Origin of the sequence: Marinomonas sp. MED121, from assembly GCF_000153025.1 — a bacterium.
Classification (GTDB): domain Bacteria; phylum Pseudomonadota; class Gammaproteobacteria; order Pseudomonadales; family Marinomonadaceae; genus Marinomonas.
In genome coordinates this window covers 621,018-637,761 of record NZ_CH672431.1, presented here as the reverse complement: position 1 = coordinate 637,761, position 16,744 = coordinate 621,018, and the positions used below count along the sequence as shown (strand labels likewise).

General features: G+C 41.8%; 16 protein-coding genes. 12 read left to right on the top strand and 4 right to left on the bottom strand.

Features of this window, described 5'->3' with window-relative positions; all coding sequences use genetic code 11:
• Positions 1-53 precede the first annotated feature (53 nt).
• Positions 54-440, top strand: a complete 387-nt coding sequence (locus MED121_RS14490) for a RidA family protein (protein WP_009834472.1) — start codon at positions 54-56, stop codon at positions 438-440.
• A gap of 75 nt (positions 441-515) precedes the next feature.
• Here MED121_RS14490 and MED121_RS14485 read toward each other — a convergent pair whose 3' ends face one another.
• Positions 516-1,382: an NAD-dependent epimerase/dehydratase family protein gene (locus MED121_RS14485; RefSeq protein WP_009834471.1), complete on the bottom strand. Its 867-nt coding sequence runs from the start codon at positions 1,380-1,382 to the stop codon at positions 516-518.
• Positions 1,383-1,486: 104 nt separating this feature from the next.
• Here MED121_RS14485 and MED121_RS14480 point away from each other — a divergent pair, with 104 nt between their 5' ends.
• Together MED121_RS14480 and recG are read left to right on the top strand one after the other, a co-directional pair.
• Complete coding sequence (locus MED121_RS14480) at positions 1,487-2,392, top strand: hydrogen peroxide-inducible genes activator (protein ID WP_009834470.1); 906 nt, start codon at positions 1,487-1,489, stop codon at positions 2,390-2,392.
• Between the two features lie 46 nt (positions 2,393-2,438).
• Positions 2,439-4,514 (top strand): ATP-dependent DNA helicase RecG, encoded by a 2,076-nt coding sequence (gene recG, locus MED121_RS14475; RefSeq protein WP_009834469.1) that lies wholly within the window; start codon positions 2,439-2,441, stop codon positions 4,512-4,514.
• Positions 4,515-4,526: 12 nt separating this feature from the next.
• Here recG and lrp read toward each other — a convergent pair whose 3' ends face one another.
• Complete coding sequence (lrp, locus tag MED121_RS14470) at positions 4,527-5,003, bottom strand: leucine-responsive transcriptional regulator Lrp (protein WP_009834468.1); 477 nt, start codon at positions 5,001-5,003, stop codon at positions 4,527-4,529.
• 621 nt (positions 5,004-5,624) lie between these two features.
• Here lrp and MED121_RS14465 point away from each other — a divergent pair.
• From MED121_RS14465 to phoR, 9 genes are all read left to right on the top strand, one after another.
• Positions 5,625-6,647, top strand: coding sequence for an amino acid ABC transporter substrate-binding protein (locus MED121_RS14465; protein ID WP_009834467.1), 1,023 nt, complete (start codon positions 5,625-5,627; stop codon positions 6,645-6,647).
• A gap of 113 nt (positions 6,648-6,760) precedes the next feature.
• Positions 6,761-7,936, top strand: coding sequence for an amino acid ABC transporter permease (locus MED121_RS14460; RefSeq protein ID WP_009834466.1), 1,176 nt, complete (start codon positions 6,761-6,763; stop codon positions 7,934-7,936).
• Positions 7,937-7,946: 10 nt separating this feature from the next.
• A complete protein-coding gene (locus tag MED121_RS14455) occupies positions 7,947-9,047 on the top strand; it encodes an amino acid ABC transporter permease (protein WP_009834465.1) in 1,101 nt (366 codons plus the stop codon).
• 21 nt (positions 9,048-9,068) lie between these two features.
• Positions 9,069-9,848 carry an amino acid ABC transporter ATP-binding protein gene (locus MED121_RS14450; RefSeq protein WP_036180544.1) on the top strand — a complete coding sequence of 260 codons (780 nt, stop codon included), beginning with the start codon at positions 9,069-9,071 and terminating at the stop codon, positions 9,846-9,848.
• 110 nt (positions 9,849-9,958) lie between these two features.
• Positions 9,959-11,227 (top strand): HDOD domain-containing protein, encoded by a 1,269-nt coding sequence (locus tag MED121_RS14445; RefSeq protein WP_009834463.1) that lies wholly within the window; start codon positions 9,959-9,961, stop codon positions 11,225-11,227.
• Positions 11,228-11,324: 97 nt separating this feature from the next.
• Positions 11,325-11,915 carry a chorismate lyase gene (locus MED121_RS14440; RefSeq protein ID WP_009834462.1) on the top strand — a complete coding sequence of 197 codons (591 nt, stop codon included), beginning with the start codon at positions 11,325-11,327 and terminating at the stop codon, positions 11,913-11,915.
• Positions 11,912-12,769, top strand: a complete 858-nt coding sequence (gene ubiA / locus MED121_RS14435) for a 4-hydroxybenzoate octaprenyltransferase (RefSeq protein ID WP_009834461.1) — start codon at positions 11,912-11,914, stop codon at positions 12,767-12,769. The genes MED121_RS14440 and ubiA overlap by 4 nt, the downstream gene beginning before the upstream one ends.
• Positions 12,770-12,851: 82 nt before the next feature.
• Complete coding sequence (phoB, locus tag MED121_RS14430) at positions 12,852-13,547, top strand: phosphate regulon transcriptional regulator PhoB (protein WP_036180542.1); 696 nt, start codon at positions 12,852-12,854, stop codon at positions 13,545-13,547.
• A gap of 3 nt (positions 13,548-13,550) precedes the next feature.
• The gene (gene phoR / locus MED121_RS14425) at positions 13,551-14,888 is read left to right on the top strand and encodes a phosphate regulon sensor histidine kinase PhoR (RefSeq protein WP_009834459.1); all 1,338 of its coding nucleotides are present in this window, start codon (positions 13,551-13,553) and stop codon (positions 14,886-14,888) included.
• A gap of 45 nt (positions 14,889-14,933) precedes the next feature.
• Here the strand turns inward: phoR and MED121_RS14420 are convergent, their stop codons facing one another.
• Both MED121_RS14420 and cysZ read right to left on the bottom strand, forming a co-directional pair.
• Positions 14,934-15,833, bottom strand: coding sequence for a response regulator (locus MED121_RS14420; RefSeq protein ID WP_009834458.1), 900 nt, complete (start codon positions 15,831-15,833; stop codon positions 14,934-14,936).
• Positions 15,834-16,610 (bottom strand): sulfate transporter CysZ, encoded by a 777-nt coding sequence (cysZ, locus tag MED121_RS14415; RefSeq protein WP_009834457.1) that lies wholly within the window; start codon positions 16,608-16,610, stop codon positions 15,834-15,836. It lies immediately after the preceding gene.
• Between the last annotated feature and the right edge of the window lie 134 nt (positions 16,611-16,744).

The window sequence follows — 16,744 nt, the reverse complement described above, 5'->3', positions numbered from 1 at the left end:
TTTAACGATAAAAAAAGCCTCTTAGAAGGCGATAACAAAATGAGGAATTAGAGATGTCCAAGCAAGTGATTCATACAGACCAAGCTCCACAAGCAATCGGCCCTTATTCTCAAGCGGTACGTGCTGGCAATACGGTTTACCTTTCTGGTCAAATTCCACTCGTACCAGAAACGATGGAAATCATTAGTGAAGACGTATCTGAGCAAACCACTCAGGTATTCAAAAACCTTCAAGCTGTATGCGAAGCAGCTGGCGGCTCTCTACAAGATATCGTAAAACTGAACATCTTTATGCCTGACCTTGGCAACTTCAATGCGGTTAACGAAGTGATGATGCAGTTCTTTAGCATCCCTTACCCAGCACGTGCTGCGGTTGGTGTGCGTGCATTACCGAAGAATGTAAAAGTGGAAATTGAAGGTGTGATGGTACTAGAAGACTAATCTTCTTTATCTTCAGATCTAAAAAAGCCGATGCTATGCCAGCATCGGCTTTTTTTATGACACGCCTTAGCAAACTTATCCCTTGAGATAGCCTTTCAGTAAAGCTTGATAGCCTTGCACATAACTTGGATAGATAAACTGATAACCGAGATTTTGCAATGCTTGGGAACTAAGCTGCTTGCCTTTGTTAGGTATCATATCCGCCAAGCTCAGTTCACTCGTCAGTGTTTGTTTGACACCCATTTGCGCCGCAATCCAATTGACCAGTTCCCATTGACTAACCGGGGCGTTATCCGTGCCTATGTATAGTGGCTCTAAACGCGTGCCGGCAAAATAGGCTTGGGCCATAAAGACTAAGCTTTCGACACAGTCATCTCGATGAATGCGGTTAGTCCATTGATTGGGAGCACTAAAGCCTTGGCCTTGAGCGATTTTATCTAAAGTGCGATTTCGCCCTGGCCCATATATACCTGAGAAGCGAACCACTGTGTGCTCCAGCTGCCCCTCTAACCAGACCTTTTCCGCTTGTCGCAATACCTTGGCTGTCTCTGAGCTAGGCATAGCTGGGGTCGATTCTTGCAAACCTATGGCGCCATCTTGTTCAGCACCATAAACGCTGGTACTTGAAACAAAAAAGACATGGGGTCCATCTTGAGTCGCAAGCTTTTGATAAACCTCATACAGCCGCTGACTTGTCGCTAAATACGCAGCGTCATAGGCCGCCGCCGTACGATCTTGAGGTGTCATTATAAGGTAAACAATATCGACTTTAGGGAAAGACGCCTCGGGTAATTCACAGATATCTCCCACAATCCCCTGCACTCCGTCAGGAAATTGATTCTGAGAACGGCGAATAGCATGCACTTGGTGCCCTTGTTCAACCAAATTTGAAGCTATACCACTGCCTAAATCACCACAACCTGCAATTAATATACTTGCCATAATTAGAATCCAAGTCACAAATAAACTGATCTAAATATTATACTTTATCAAAAATTACTTTATCATAGTTATTAACAATCGATTCTATTTTATAGGCAAAATTTATGACGCTCACCGAACTTAAATACATTGTGATGCTAGCCAAAGAACAACATTTTGGTCGTGCAGCGGATGCCTGTCATGTGTCTCAACCCACCTTAAGTGTGGCAGTTAAGAAATTAGAAGAAGAGCTTGGGGCCGCAATTTTTGAGCGCTCTAAAAGTGCGGTCTATATCACCCCACTCGGTCAACAAATCGTGGATCAAGCAGAGCGTGTGATGGAGCAAGCGAATGTTATTAAAGAATTGGCGTCATCGGGCCAGAACCAATTAAAAGGCCCCATTAAAGTTGGCGCTATCTATACCATAGCTCCTTATCTTTTCCCTCATATGATTCCCTTCTTGCATCAGCATACCCAAGGCATGCCATTAATTATTGAAGAGAACTTAACTGAAAATCTCAGACCAAAACTGAGAAATGGTGAGCTTGATGCCATTATCGTCGCACTCCCTTTTAGAGAGCCGGATGTGGTGACTCAGCCAATTTATGAAGAAGAGTTTGTGGTGCTCATGCCAAAGGGCCATAACTGGACCAAGTTGACCCATATTGAAACGTCTCAGTTAAGTACAGATAACTTGCTGATATTAGGTAAGGGACATTGTTTCAGTGATCAGGTGACAGAGGCCTGCCCGATTCTTAATGAAGATGAGTATGATACTGCCCGAACGATCGTCAATGGCAGTTCGCTGGAGACCATACGTTATATGGTGTCATCTGGTTTAGGCGTCACCGTATTACCAAAATCCGCTGCCACTAATATTAACTCTGACTTGCTAGAGATTCGCCCTTTTGCTCATCCAGCGCCCAAAAGAACTGTGGCGTTAGCCTGGCGTGCAAGTTTTCCAAGGCCACAAGCTATTGATGCCTTGAGCCAATCAATTCGCGATGCTTATCAGCATTTTCCGGTTTAGTCAGAAGCAATTAGGCATAGGTTAATTCGCTACCTTAAGGAGCCCCATGGATTCGCTTGAATGTGTTGCAGTTACTGAGCTTAAAGGTGTCGGTGCGGCATTGGCTGAAAAATTACAAAAACTGCATATCGAAACCTTGCAGGATTTAATTTTTCATCTGCCTATACGTTATCAAGATAGAACCCGGGTGCTCCCTATTGGCCAACTAAAATTTGGCGATGAAATTGTGGTTGAAGGTAAGGTGATAAGCTGCGAAGTACAAATGGGAAAACGCCGTAGCTTGGTCTGTCGTATCCGTGATGATTCAGGCTCCCTGTGTCTGCGCTTTTTCCATTTTAATGCCAGCCAAAAGAAACAATTTGAATCAGGCAAAGCAATTCGATGTTTTGGTGAAGTCAGGCGCGGTAGTACTGGCTTAGAAATGTTCCATCCTGAATACCAACTTGTCAGTGATGACTGGCAGGCAGGAGACGACAGACTCACGCCAATTTACCCTTTAACAGAGGGTATCACTCAAAACAAAATTCGCCTTCTTTGCGAGCAGGCTTTAGAGCACCTCTCTCCTTATAACTTACAAGAATGGTTGCCCGAGACGGTACGACAGGAGTTTCAACTTCCTGCCCTTTATGATGCGGTAAAATACCTTCACCAACCGCCTACTGATGCCAATATAGAAGAGCTAAAATCAGGCTCGCATCCCACCCAATATCGTTTATCATTTGAAGAATTATTAGCCCATCAATTAAGCTTGATAGGCAAAAAGTTTAAAGCCAAAGAAGACCTGTCAATTAGCTTAAATGAGCCGGGTGAGGTTTTAACTAAGTTACTAAAAAACCTACCTTTTTCGCCAACTAACGCACAAAACCGTGTGGTGGGTGAAATTCTTGAAGATCTTAAAAAAGGTCACCCTATGCTGCGTCTTATTCAAGGCGATGTAGGCTCAGGAAAAACCTTGGTTGCTGCAATGACAGCCTCTGTATTTGTGGCGCAAAATTTACAAGTGGCAGTCATGGCGCCGACGGAGATTTTGGCAGAGCAACACCTGATTAATTTCAGCCAATGGTTTGAGCCCCTAGGCATAGAAGTCGCTTGGATGGTGGGCAAGTTAAAAGGCAAACAAAGAGAGCAAGAACTGGCCAAAATTGCTTCCGGCGATGCCAAGATAGTGGTCGGTACCCATGCCTTGTTTCAAGACAGTGTGGAATTTCATAATTTATCTCTGGCCATTATCGATGAACAGCACAGATTTGGAGTGCACCAAAGGATGGCACTGCGAGAAAAAGGCATGAATGGGCAACTACAGCCTCATCAGTTAATTATGACTGCGACACCCATTCCTCGAACATTAGCCATGTCAGCTTATGCCGATCTAGACTGCTCGATTATTGATGAACTACCTCCCGGGCGAACCCCTGTTACAACCATTGTGGTCTCAGATCAAAGGCGTGATGAAGTTATTTCTCGCGTCCAAGCCGCTTGCCAGGAAGGTCAACAAGCTTATTGGGTTTGTACCCTAATCGAAGAATCCGATGCTTTACAGTGTCAGGCAGCCGAAGATACTGCCACCATGCTAAGTGAACAACTACAAGGCTTAGCCATTGGTTTGGTACATGGGCGCTTAAAAGCGCAAGAAAAAGCCGACATTATGGCGCGCTTTAAAGCAGGAGAGTTGCAGCTCTTAGTAGCAACCACTGTGATTGAAGTGGGTGTTGATGTGCCCAATGCCAGTTTAATGGTGATTGAAAACCCAGAACGCTTAGGCTTGGCGCAATTGCACCAATTACGCGGCCGTGTAGGACGAGGCTCTGCTGCGAGTCATTGTGTGCTGCTTTATAAAACACCACTAGGACAACAAGGTAAAGCAAGACTATCTACCATGAGGGAAACGTCAGATGGTTTTAAAATAGCAGAAAAAGATTTGGAACTCAGAGGTCCAGGGGAATTATTAGGCGCTCGGCAAACTGGATTAATGGAATTTAAAGTAGCTGATTTACAACGAGATAAGGGCTTACTTGACCAAGTACAAGCAACTGCTCAGCGGCTTTATCATCATCACCCGGAAGCCATTTCGCCTTTGTTACAAAGGTGGCTACCGAATATTGATCATTACCTAAATGTTTAAAACATTAAGCGTTTAGGCAATGTTCACCACTGTGGTGTTTTTCACTTCTTCCATTGCCACATAAGTTCGAGACTCACGTACATGAGGAAGTGTCAGCAAGGTTTCACCTAAAAGTTGACGATAGGCATCCATATCAGGCACACGAGCTTTAAGCAGGTATTCAAAATCACCGGCAATCAAGTGACACTCTAAAATTTCTGGAATATTTGCAATGGATGCTTTGAACTCATTAAAGCCTTCTGGTGATGTCGCTTTAAGACGAATTTCGACAAACACTAGCAAGCCAGCTTCCACTTTACGTGGATCAACCAGTGCACAGTAGCCTGTGATATAACCATTACGTTCTAAACGACGCACCCTTTCTAAACAAGGCGTTGCACTTAAACCAACTCGACTAGCTAACTCCACATTAGATAATCTACCGTTTACTTGTAACTCTCTTAATATTTTTCGATCTAACCTATCTAAAGGTTTAGGCGAATTATCCATCGCGGTTGAATCTCCCCATTCAAACAAGGTCTTACGCTAGTCTAGCATGTGCTCAGCGAACAACAAAAATTACAAAACTCTGTATTTTTTGATCTTATCTTCAGTTTTTGAGCGTCTATATTTCACTGTTAAGGCAACAAAGTAAAACAATAACATTTTCAGGGCTGACAAGTTGGCTCAAAACAGACAATTATTCTGTGCAAAAAGACATTTATAGAAGATTCGACGAACCAAAATGGTGCTTTTTTAAAATTTTGGGCTTAACTTAAACCTTACTAGTAGAAAGGACTTTTTCTGAATTTAAATTCAGTTTATTTATCAGATAAGTATCAATCGATAAAGAAAAGCTATAAAAAAGAAGAATCTACTCAAAATGCAGGGGTATTTTGTTAGTTTTCTCTTGACTCAGTACCTTAAACAGTAATTCTATAGAGGCCAGCCAAATTCAATCAGAATATTCGGCTGTAATAATACAAAATAAAATAATAAGTTAATTTTGGCCTAAGAATTGCTTTTTAAGTTTTGAAGCTCACTAAAATAAGATGAGTTTAGATACACATTAAGTTCAATAATCTATGTCTAAAAATTACGACCAAACAAACGCCTGGGAGGCAAAATAAGATGAAATCTAACGTGGGTAAGTTAATTTCTACTGCAGCTGTTGCACTAACTGTAAGCGCTGGTGCAACTGCTGGTACGCTTGACGATGTAAAAGCAAAAGGCTTTATTCAATGTGGCGTAAGCCAAGGTGTTCCTGGTTTCTCAAATGCTGATTCAAACGGTAACTGGACTGGTATCGACGTAGATGCTTGTCGTGCAGCTGCTGCAGCCGTATTTGGTGATGCTCAAAAAGTTAAATTCACTCCGCTTTCTGCGAAAGAACGTTTCACAGCGCTACAATCAGGTGAAATCGACGTTCTATCCCGTAACACAACTTGGACTTACACTCGTGATACTTCTCTAGGTCTAGACTTTACTGCGGTAAACTTCTACGACGGTCAAGGCTTCATGGTTCGTAAAGATCTAGGTGTTGACTCTGCACTTGAACTTGACGGTGCAACAGTTTGTACTGAGCAAGGTACAACAACAGAATTAAACATGGCTGACTTCTTCCGTAAGCACCAACTAGAATACGTTCCAGTTGTTGTTCAAAAAGCAGACGAAGCTCTAGCTGCTTACGCTTCTGGTCGTTGTGATGTATTTACAACAGATAAATCAGGTCTTGCAGCTCATCGCTCTAAGCTAGCTGATTCAAGTGCACACGTTATTCTAGATGAAACAATCTCTAAAGAACCACTAGGTCCTGTTGTTCGTCACGGCGACAACCAGTGGAAAGATATTGTAACTTGGGCAATGTTTGTACAGGTTAACGCTGAAGAAATGGGTATTAGCTCTTCAAACGTAGCTAAGATCAAAGCAGAAACTAAAGATCCAGGTATCAGACGTCTTCTAGGTGCTGAAGGTGATATGGGTGCTCAACTAAGCCTTCCTGCTGACTGGGCTTACAATGTCATTGCTCAAGTAGGTAACTATGGTGAAGTTTTCGAGCGTAACGTTGGTCCATCTACTCCAGTAGGTCTACCACGTGGCATTAACAAACTATGGACTGAAGGTGGTGTAATGTACGCGCCACCAGTACGTTAATACCTACAAGCTACCTGCTTCGGGTATTTATTCAGCGACTCATTAACTGAGTCGCTGAATCTTTCCCCCCTTTCTTTACACATCTGACGAGCATTTCAATTGCCTGAACCAAGATGAGCGATAATACTACTTCAAGTAATAAAAGCCTTTTGAACGATGCTGGCACCCGCGCTATTATCTTTCAAGTTGTGCTTCTAGCAGTGGTTGTTTTCGTAAGCTATTACCTATTTAGTAACTTACAAGCCAACTTAGCTAACCAAGGTATTTCTACTGGTTTTGAATTTTTAAACCAACCAGCTGGATTTCCCGTTCTTATCCACCTTATTGAGTACACAGAGGCCGATACTTACGGACGCGCCTTTATAGTGGCTCTGATTAATACTATTGTTATTTCCTTAATGGGGATTATATTAGCCACTGTTATTGGTGTTGTGATGGGCTTGGCTCGTCTTTCTAATAACTGGTTGGTGGCACGTTTAGCAACAGTATATGTTGAAACTTTGCGTAATATTCCTTTATTGCTGCAAATGTTTTTCTGGTATTTTGCGGTGCTTGCAACCCTACCAATACCAAAAAACAGCATAATATTTGGTGACTTCTTCTTAAACAAACGTGGTATCTACTCTCCAAACCCTCTCTTCCAAGAAGGTTTTGGTTTTGTTATCGCGGGCTTTGTCATCTCAATTATTGCATCTATTGCACTTATTGTTTGGGCAAAAAGACGTCAGACGATCACGGGTCTTTGGTTCCCTGCTTACTGGGCGTCACTTGGTCTAATCGTCGTCATTACGTTTTTGGCCTTGGCTATATCTGGTTTCCCTATCGAGTTTGATCTTCCACAGAAAAGTCGCTTTAACGTGACAGGTGGTATGGTTCTTCCCCCAGAATTTGTCGCAGTTCTTGTCGCACTTTCTACCTACACTGGTGCCTTTATTGCTGAGATAGTGCGAGCAGGTATCTTGTCTGTAAACTGGGGACAAACTGAAGCCGCTCGTTCTTTAGGCCTTAAAGACAGTTTGACACAGCGCTTAATTGTTTTACCTCAAGCACTACGCGTTATTATTCCGCCGCTTACTAGCCAATTCCTAAACTTAGCGAAAAACTCATCACTTGGGGCTGCCATTGCATACCCAGAGTTAGTTGCTGTTGTTATGGGGACAACGCTAAACCAAACAGGTCAAGCGATTGAAAACATTGGGCTTTGTATGCTGGTTTACGGAACATTGAGTTTAACTATTTCGATATTTATGAACTGGTATAACAAAAAAATGTCATTAACGGAGCGCTAGGAGGAAGAATATGGCTATTAAATTTAATCCATCACCAAGCCTTCCACCACCAGTAAATTCTGTTGGTGCAGTGGCATGGGTACGTCATAACTTATTGTCGTCCCCTCTCAATATCTTTTTAACCTTATTCAGCTTTTACGTTTTGTACTTGCTTATTCCACCTGTCGTAGAATGGGGCCTTATTAACGCCACATTTGAAGGTGAATCTAAAGCAGCTTGTACAGCAGGTGGAGCATGCTGGGCTTTCATTGGTGTTTATTTTGAACAGTTTATGTATGGTCTGTATCCAGCTGATGAAACATGGCGAATCGATTTAGCCTTGATTCTCTTGGTTGTCTTGATTGCTATGTTTGCGATAAAAGCAGTTAATAAACTCTTTTTATCCATTGGTATCATTGCTGTTTACCCTGTTATTGCTTATTTCCTATTTGCTGGCGGTGTATTTGGACTGGAAATCGTTGAAACCTCTCTTTGGGGTGGACTATTTCTAACGACGCTTTTAGGTGTTGTCGGTATTGTGGCTTCTTTCCCGTTGGGAGTGCTTCTCGCATTAGGTCGTCAATCCAGCATGCCAATTGCTAAATCTGTTTGTATCGTCTTCATTGAAACGATTCGTGCAGTACCTTTAATCACTATCTTATTTATGGCGTCAGTAATGATTCCTTTATTCCTACCTGACGGTATGAACTTTAATAAGCTAATGCGTGTATTAATTGGTATCACCCTATTCTCAGCGGCTTACATGGCTGAGGTTATTCGTGGTGGTTTGCAAGCGATTCCTAAAGGTCAATATGAAGCCGCTGATGCTATGGGTCTAACATATTGGCAATCAATGGTTTTGGTAATCTTGCCACAAGCATTGAAGCTAGTTATTCCAGGTATCGTAAACACCTTCATCGGTTTATTTAAAGATACGACACTTGTTTATATTGTGGGTATGTTTGACCTGTTAGGCAGGATACAAGCAGCAACACACGATTCCAGCTGGTTAGGAACAACAATTGAAGGTTATGCTTTTGCTGGCTTTATTTATTGGGCAGCTTGCTTTGGCATGTCTCGCTACAGTATGAGAATTGAGCGTAAGTTAGAAACCGGACACAAGCGGAACTAGAATTTTTTTGAGGCCTTTCAAATGACAGAACAAAATATGGCACTCGCTCAGCTTGAGCCGGGCGAAAAAGCAATTATCGAATTTAAAGATGTAAACAAGTGGTACGGCGATTTCCACGTACTTAAAAATATCGATTTCAGTATCAAAAAAGGCGAGCGTATCGTGGTTTGTGGACCTTCAGGTTCAGGTAAATCAACTATGACTCGTTGCATCAACCGTCTTGAAGAGCACCAAAAGGGCTCTATCATTGTTGACGGCATTGAAATGAACGATAACTTGAAAAACATCGAAGCGATTCGTAAAGATGTGGGTATGGTGTTCCAGCACTTTAACCTTTTCCCTCACTTAACGATTTTGGAAAACCTGACTTTAGCTCCTATCTGGGTTCGTAAAATGCCTAAGAAAGAAGCAGAAGAAATGGCAATGCATTACCTTGAGCGTGTAAAAATTGCGAACCAGGCGAACAAGTTCCCAGGTCAGCTTTCTGGTGGTCAGCAACAGCGTGTTGCTATCGCCCGCGGTCTTTGCATGAAACCACGCATCATGCTGTTTGATGAGCCGACATCTGCGCTTGACCCTGAGATGATCAAGGAAGTACTAGATGTAATGATTCAGCTTGCTGATGAAGGTATGACAATGGTTTGTGTAACTCACGAGATGGGCTTTGCAAAAACCGTTGCTGACCGTGTTGTCTTCATGGATGCGGGTGAAATCGTGGAAGCGAATGAGCCTCATGAATTCTTCGATAACCCTCAGCATGACCGTACTCAATTGTTCTTAAGTCAAATTTTGAACCATTAATTAAGAAATTTGCGATCAATGCACAAAAAAGCCCCTGTTAGGGGCTTTTTTGTTTTTCGATATTTGTTAAATTGCTTGGGTATGCTTACTTAACGACTAAACTAGTATTTATGAACCATGATAATCTCGATACACTCCAAAGCTTAAAGGTAAAAGTTGTTCACTTACAGGATGCAACCGGTAAGGTTCAAGCGCTTTTTCCTTTTGACGCCATGCTAGATATTGCAGCGATTACTCGTATCAGTAAACGCCGCTTATCTCCGAGTAATACCTACAATATTGAAAGTGATGTCTTACTGAACACAGATAAGGTAATCACCTATATCGATCAAAGCCTACAAGAACAGGTTAATCTAACGATTAAAAAATCTGAGAACAGCAGTTTTCATCAAATTGAAGCAAAAGAAATCAGTAAGATTTTTGCTGGGATGCATTGTCAGTTTGGGCACTTTGCGATTGATAGAGACCTTTTAAATAAAGAGGTCGAGCATCATGGCAATGACGAACAGTCCTTGCAAAAAGCACTGGGACGCTTTCAATCTATACGTTTAAAGCAACGCCTTGAAGAGACCTTAGAACTCCCACCGTTACCCGCCTCATCTCAAAGAATCATTCGTTTATGTTCTGATGAAAACGCAGGCACAGACGAGTTATGTGAAGTCATAAGCCTTGATCCCAGCCTAGCCGCTCAAGTTGTCAGTTGGGCAAGCTCACCTTATTATGGCGCCCCAGGTGAAATCGAATCCGTTGAAGATGCCATTATTAGGGTGTTAGGCTTTGATATGGTAATGAATCTTGCCTTAGGCTTATCCATGGGTAAAGCGCTTACCATTCCTGAGAACGGGCCCCGACACTATGAAAGCTATTGGTTTCAGGCTGTTTCGTTTGCTTCACTAATGGAAGCCTTAGTGAAAAATATGCCTGCCAATAAACGCCCTAGATTAGGTCATGCTTACCTTGCCGGTTTACTGCATAATTTTGGTTTATTAGCCATAGGTGCCGTTCTACCACCGCACTTTAGTATTTTATCTCGTCATCTAGAGGTAAATGCCCACTTACCTACAAACCTAGTTGAAATGTTCTTATTGAAATTAAGCCGAGAACAAATCGGGGCTTGGCTATTACGTCACTGGGCCTTGCCTGATGGCATCTGCAATGGTATTCGCTACAGCAAAAATTTGGCCTATGAGGGAGAACATGCCATCATTGCCAAACTGTTAAGTGTTTGTCACAACCTATTTAATAATGAAGAGGTGACACCGGCGACCCAAGCGATAATTGGCTTGGATCAGGAGCAGCTAGATGCAATTTATCAAGAGCTCAAAAAGAATTCAGACAACATTAAATTAATGGCGTCTTTAATTAATAATGGTAATTAGGATAAAGTGAAGGCTGTTTTGTCTCTAACCCTTTAAGATTAAATTGAGCACCTAATACTCCTGCTTTTTCTCCGCTTTTTGGAACAATGACGTTATTTTGAAAGCAATTATTGATCAGCCAAACAAGAACCCTGTATTAAACTTTACTGCGACCAAACAGTTTGATTATGTCTGGTCTTCCATAAGTAATGCCCAAAGTAAAAATATTCCCGCTTTTATATGGCCTTGGCTTGCAGAACAAGGCTCTTTAACGGCCAAAGTTCAAACATTAGGTAAACTGACAGTTGATGTTATTTCAGATACTTGGGGCCCCACCACACAAAGAGAAAGGCAAAAACTCAAACTCAAGCCGAGAGAAGCTGCAAGGATACGTGAGGTCATTCTTAAAGTGGATGGCCAGGCAATTATTTATGCAAGATCCATTATTCCAGCAAGATCACTCAAAGGTCACTGGCGTTATTTGCCAAAATTAGGTAACCAACCCCTTGGAGGTTATCTTTATCGCTTTAAAGGCCTGACAAGGGGCGAAATAGAAGTATCTCAGCTACCACCAACCTTGTTTAAACATATTCAAGAAGCAACCTGGGCACGCCGTTCGGTTTTTTATCAATTCGGCCAAGGAATATTAGTCAATGAAGTCTTTTTCCCGTCGATTAGACCTTTGTTAAAGTTAAAGGATAAGAAATGAGTAGAATAAAAGCCTTTGCCGAACTTGCACGCTTGGACAAGCCTATTGGCACCCTTCTATTACTCTGGCCGACATTGTGGGCATTATGGTTAGCCGCTGACGGAATGCCTGACTGGCACTTACTCCTAATCTTTATTGCTGGTGTCTTTTCAATGCGCTCAGCCGGTTGTGTCATTAATGATTACGCTGACCGCAAAGTCGATGGCTCTGTTGAACGTACAAAAAATCGCCCTTTACCTTCAGGTAGAGTCAGTGAAAAAGAAGCCCTCTGTTTTTTTGCCTTTTTGTGTGTAATAAGCTTTATCTTGGTGTTATTCACCGACCTAAAAACCATACTTTTATCCTTTGTCGGTTTGTTTTTAGCCGCCTTATATCCTTTTATGAAGCGCTTTACCCATCTGCCTCAACTTTTTTTGGGGCTGGCATTTTCTTGGGCAATTCCCATGGCCTATGTGGCGCAAGGCGGTTCCTTAAGCGACATACAACTTTGGATGCTCTTTTTGGCGAATGTCTTTTGGACAATCGCTTATGATACTTATTACGCCATGGTTGATCGTAACGATGATTTAACAATTGGTATCAAGTCAACCGCCATCCTTTTTGCACAATATGACTTATTAATCATAGTGTTATTACAAGGTCTTGCCCTTTCACTCATCGTCTGGGTTGGTGTTATTGAAGGCTTGAGCGGATGGTTCCACCTCAGTTTATTAGTAGCAGGGGCGTTATTTATGCAGCAACTTTGGCAAGCAAGGCACAGGGATAGGGCAGCTTGTTTTAAGTCATTCTTAGACAATAACCGAGTAGGCTTTTGTGTCTTTGTTGGTTTTGCTGCAGGGTTTTTCGTACACTAAATTAAGTCATCTGTGACATTTTAACTAAACTGTCACAATTGATCGTTTTAATTAAACCGTTCCAGAGAAGAGGATATATCCTGTGACCGGTAAAAAAGTATTAATAATTGACGACGAATCATCAATTCGAGAAATGATAGCCATTGCTCTTGAGATGGCAGGTTATGAATACCTTGAAGCGGATAACAGCCGTACCGCTTACGAGATAATCGTAGATCATAGACCCGATTTAATCCTAGTAGATTGGATGATGCCTGGCGGTAGCGGCATAGAGCTCACTCGCCGACTTAAAAAAGAAGCGCTGACGGCAGAAATACCAGTGATTATGCTGACAGCAAAAAGTGAAGAAGACAATAAGATTCAAGGTCTTGAAGCAGGCGCAGATGATTATATCACCAAGCCTTTTTCACCCAGAGAACTTGTTGCTCGACTTAAAGCGGTATTAAGACGTGCGCACCCTCAAGGTGTCGATGAGCCCATTGAAGTTGATGGCCTTAAACTAGACCCTTTAAGCCAAAGAGTATCAATTGGCTCTAAGCCATTAGAGATGGGCCCGACCGAGTATCGTTTACTTAAGTTTCTTATCACTCACCAAGAAAGAGCGTATTCAAGAGCACAATTATTGGATCAGGTCTGGGGAGGTAATGTATATGTTGAAGAAAGAACTGTCGATGTACACATACGCCGTTTGCGCAAAGCGATCGGAGATAGCCATGATTATCTTATCCAAACCGTTAGAGGAACAGGTTATCGTTTTTCCAGTAAACGTTTGGCCTAGCCTATGAAGCGAATTTGGCAAGCTGCCCTAATCCGTTTGACCTTTGGCTTTGTCTTTTGCCTGTTCTTGGGCATGATTTTTGGCTATACCTTTACACTCTTATTTTTGTACACCTTAGGTCTGCTAGTTTGGCAGTTTTATGAGCTTTACCGCTTTCATCAATGGATTCGACGATCAGGACGATCATTACCACCAGACTCCACAGGAGTTTGGGGCGATGTTTTTGATACCGTAAGCCGTCTTCAAAAGAAACAAAAAAAGTCTAAAAAGCGGATGCAACAAGCATTGGCCCGTATTGAAGAGTCAACCTCGGCACTGAGTGATGGTGTCATCATGGCTGATAATACAGGACGTTTAGAATGGTGGAACAAATCAGCGGGTGATTTACTCGGGCTAGTTAAGCCAGTTGATCGAAGCCAGCCACTGACCAATATCGTTCGCACCCCTGAGTTTTTCCGTTATTTTAGTCAAAAGCGATTTGGAGAATCTTTGGTCATTCAGTCACCGGCGAAGGAAGGCACTTATCTAGAGTTTCAAACCACCCTTTATGCTAAAAATGATCATCTTATTTTTGTGAGGGATGTGACACGCCTCCATCTACTTGAGCAAATGCGTAAAGACTTTGTGGCTAATGCTTCCCATGAGCTAAAAACCCCATTGACAGTGATCAAGGGCTATTTAGAAACCTTGGACATGTTCAAGGATTCTTTACCCGAGAGAATGCAAAAAGGGGTACATAATATGAGTACTCAATCAAATCGCATGGAGCTTTTGATTGAAGATCTATTATTATTATCGCGCTTAGAAAGTAATCAAAGAGCTGATTCAGACCAATGGCATAATGTTAGTGATTTGATTCAAGTAATTTGTGACTCTGCTAAAGTCTTCAAAAACTCTGGCCATTTTTTGAGTTGGGATGCGGATGAAGAGAGTACGATTTACGGCAGTTACAGTGAACTTTATAGTGCTTTCTCCAACCTAGTTGTCAACGCCCTTAAATATTCACCAGATGGTGGAGAAATAGACATTAGTTGGCAGGTAAATCATGAAGGCGGGGTTTTCTGTGTTCAGGATAATGGCTTAGGGATAGACCCTAGATTCATTCCCCGTTTAACAGAACGTTTTTTCAGAGTTGATAAAGGAAGAGGCTCAGATACAGCAGGCACAGGGCTTGGTTTATCTATTGTTAAACATGTCTTGCATCATCATGACAGTAAATTAGATATTAACAGCCAGTTAGGCTTTGGTAGCACTTTTTCCTGTCACTTCCCTCGCTCCAGAGTGAAGCATCCCAAGCTTCCAACCCATGAGACGCAAGAAATACAAAGGAACGCATCCTAAAAAAAAGCCAAGCATTTGCTTGGCTTTTTTAATTCTTTAAAAGACTTATAAGCTTTCAAATAGTGCTTTAATAAAAGCTTCCTTCTCTTCATCTTGGTCAATAAGGCCTAAGGTTACGGTCAAAAAGGCAGAACTTGGTTTTTTTTCTGTCGTTGCAACCCCTTGCACATAATAGTTCAAACGATTGACCTTGCCTTTAAACTCTAAATCAAGCACCGCTTGATCCAATACATTTGGAATTACATCATCACTTTTAATCAAAAGACTGGCTTCAGTACAACTAAATTGAATCACCATGGTTCTAAACTGCTTACCCGCAAAACGCACCATGCTGGGCACTTTCACATCTTTTATCGTGACTTTAGGGTGAGTGATTTTAGGCTTAGTCACAGTCGCTGCTTTAGCGCTTTTTCCACCTAGCAAAACATCCAGTGAACCTGAGGTGTGGCTACTCATTCCTTTAGGACCGCCCGACCCCGATGCCGCTTTGGTAAGATTATCAAGCGCTTCTTTCTCTGCGCCTGAGCCTCTAGCGCCTTTTGCCATCAAGGCAGAATCCAAATCATGTTTTTTCGCCGCTGAGACTATCTTATTGACCAATTGTTCGCTGGAAAAAGGTTTACCTAGATAGTCAGTTACCCCTGTTTTAACAGCTTCAACCACATGATCCTTATCACCCCGGCTGGTAATCATCACAAAAGGGACATTTTCCTTTTTATAATTATCTTGCTGGCGACACCATTCAAGTAGCTCAAGCCCTGTCATTTCAGGCATTTCCCAATCACATAAGATCATATCAAATTTGACCTTATTCATAAGCTGCTGGGCTTTACGACCATTTACCGCTTCTTCTAAATGAGCCGATGGGAAGTGTTTTTTTAGTGTGCGACGAATCAAGTCTCGGGTAAAAGAGGCATCATCCACAACAAGAATTTTTATAGCCATTTAGTTGTTTCCTAAATTTTGGGCAAGGCTATCAATCTTTGAATAACTTGCTTTAAATGAATCACACCAAAGAATGGTAGAGGTAACGACAGCCAAAGGTATCACCACAAAATTAACAAAAGGTATTGGCAAGAGAACCATCACTATAAAGCCAAAAGACCAACATAAAACGGGTTTTTGCCTCAGACCTAAACGCATTTCAGAAAAAGACACCTGATTATTATCAAATGCATAATCCATATATTGAATCGCAAGCACCCAAGCCCCAAAAAACAACCACAATAAAGGCGCGATAATATTCACAACAGGTATCATGGACAGAATAAATAAGAGTAAAAAGCGCGGTAAGAAATACAATATCTTCTGCAATTCTCTGACAAGGCTTTGGCTAATTAATAAGCTGATTGCACGAAAATTTAACTCAGAGTCGGCGGCTTTACCAGTCAGCTTAGCCTCTACCTTTTCTGCCAAAATACCATTGAAAGGTGCAGCAAGTATGTTGACGCCAACAGAAAAGGCATAAAAGAGGACAATGCCACTCAAAAGACTAAAACCTAAATAAAATAACCAACTTAAGAAGGATAACCAATCAGGTAGCCAGCCCATTAGGTAATTCGTTAAATCACCGAAGTAACTAAAAGCGACCATATACAGAAGCGCCATTAACCCGATATTTGCCAGCAGAGGCACTAGGATGAATAGCCTCAAACCAGGCGAAAATAAGATAGGCAGCGCTTTAAAGTAAGCACCAATAACTTGAAAAGGTTGCAGAATCACAAATTTGTTCCATGAAATTTCTAAAAAATAGACATTATCATATTTTTCTCAAACTTCCCTTTAAATATCACGCTTTCACCTTATTCAACACTGACCTAGATATCTATTTTTTAAATTAAACCTTTATTATGCGT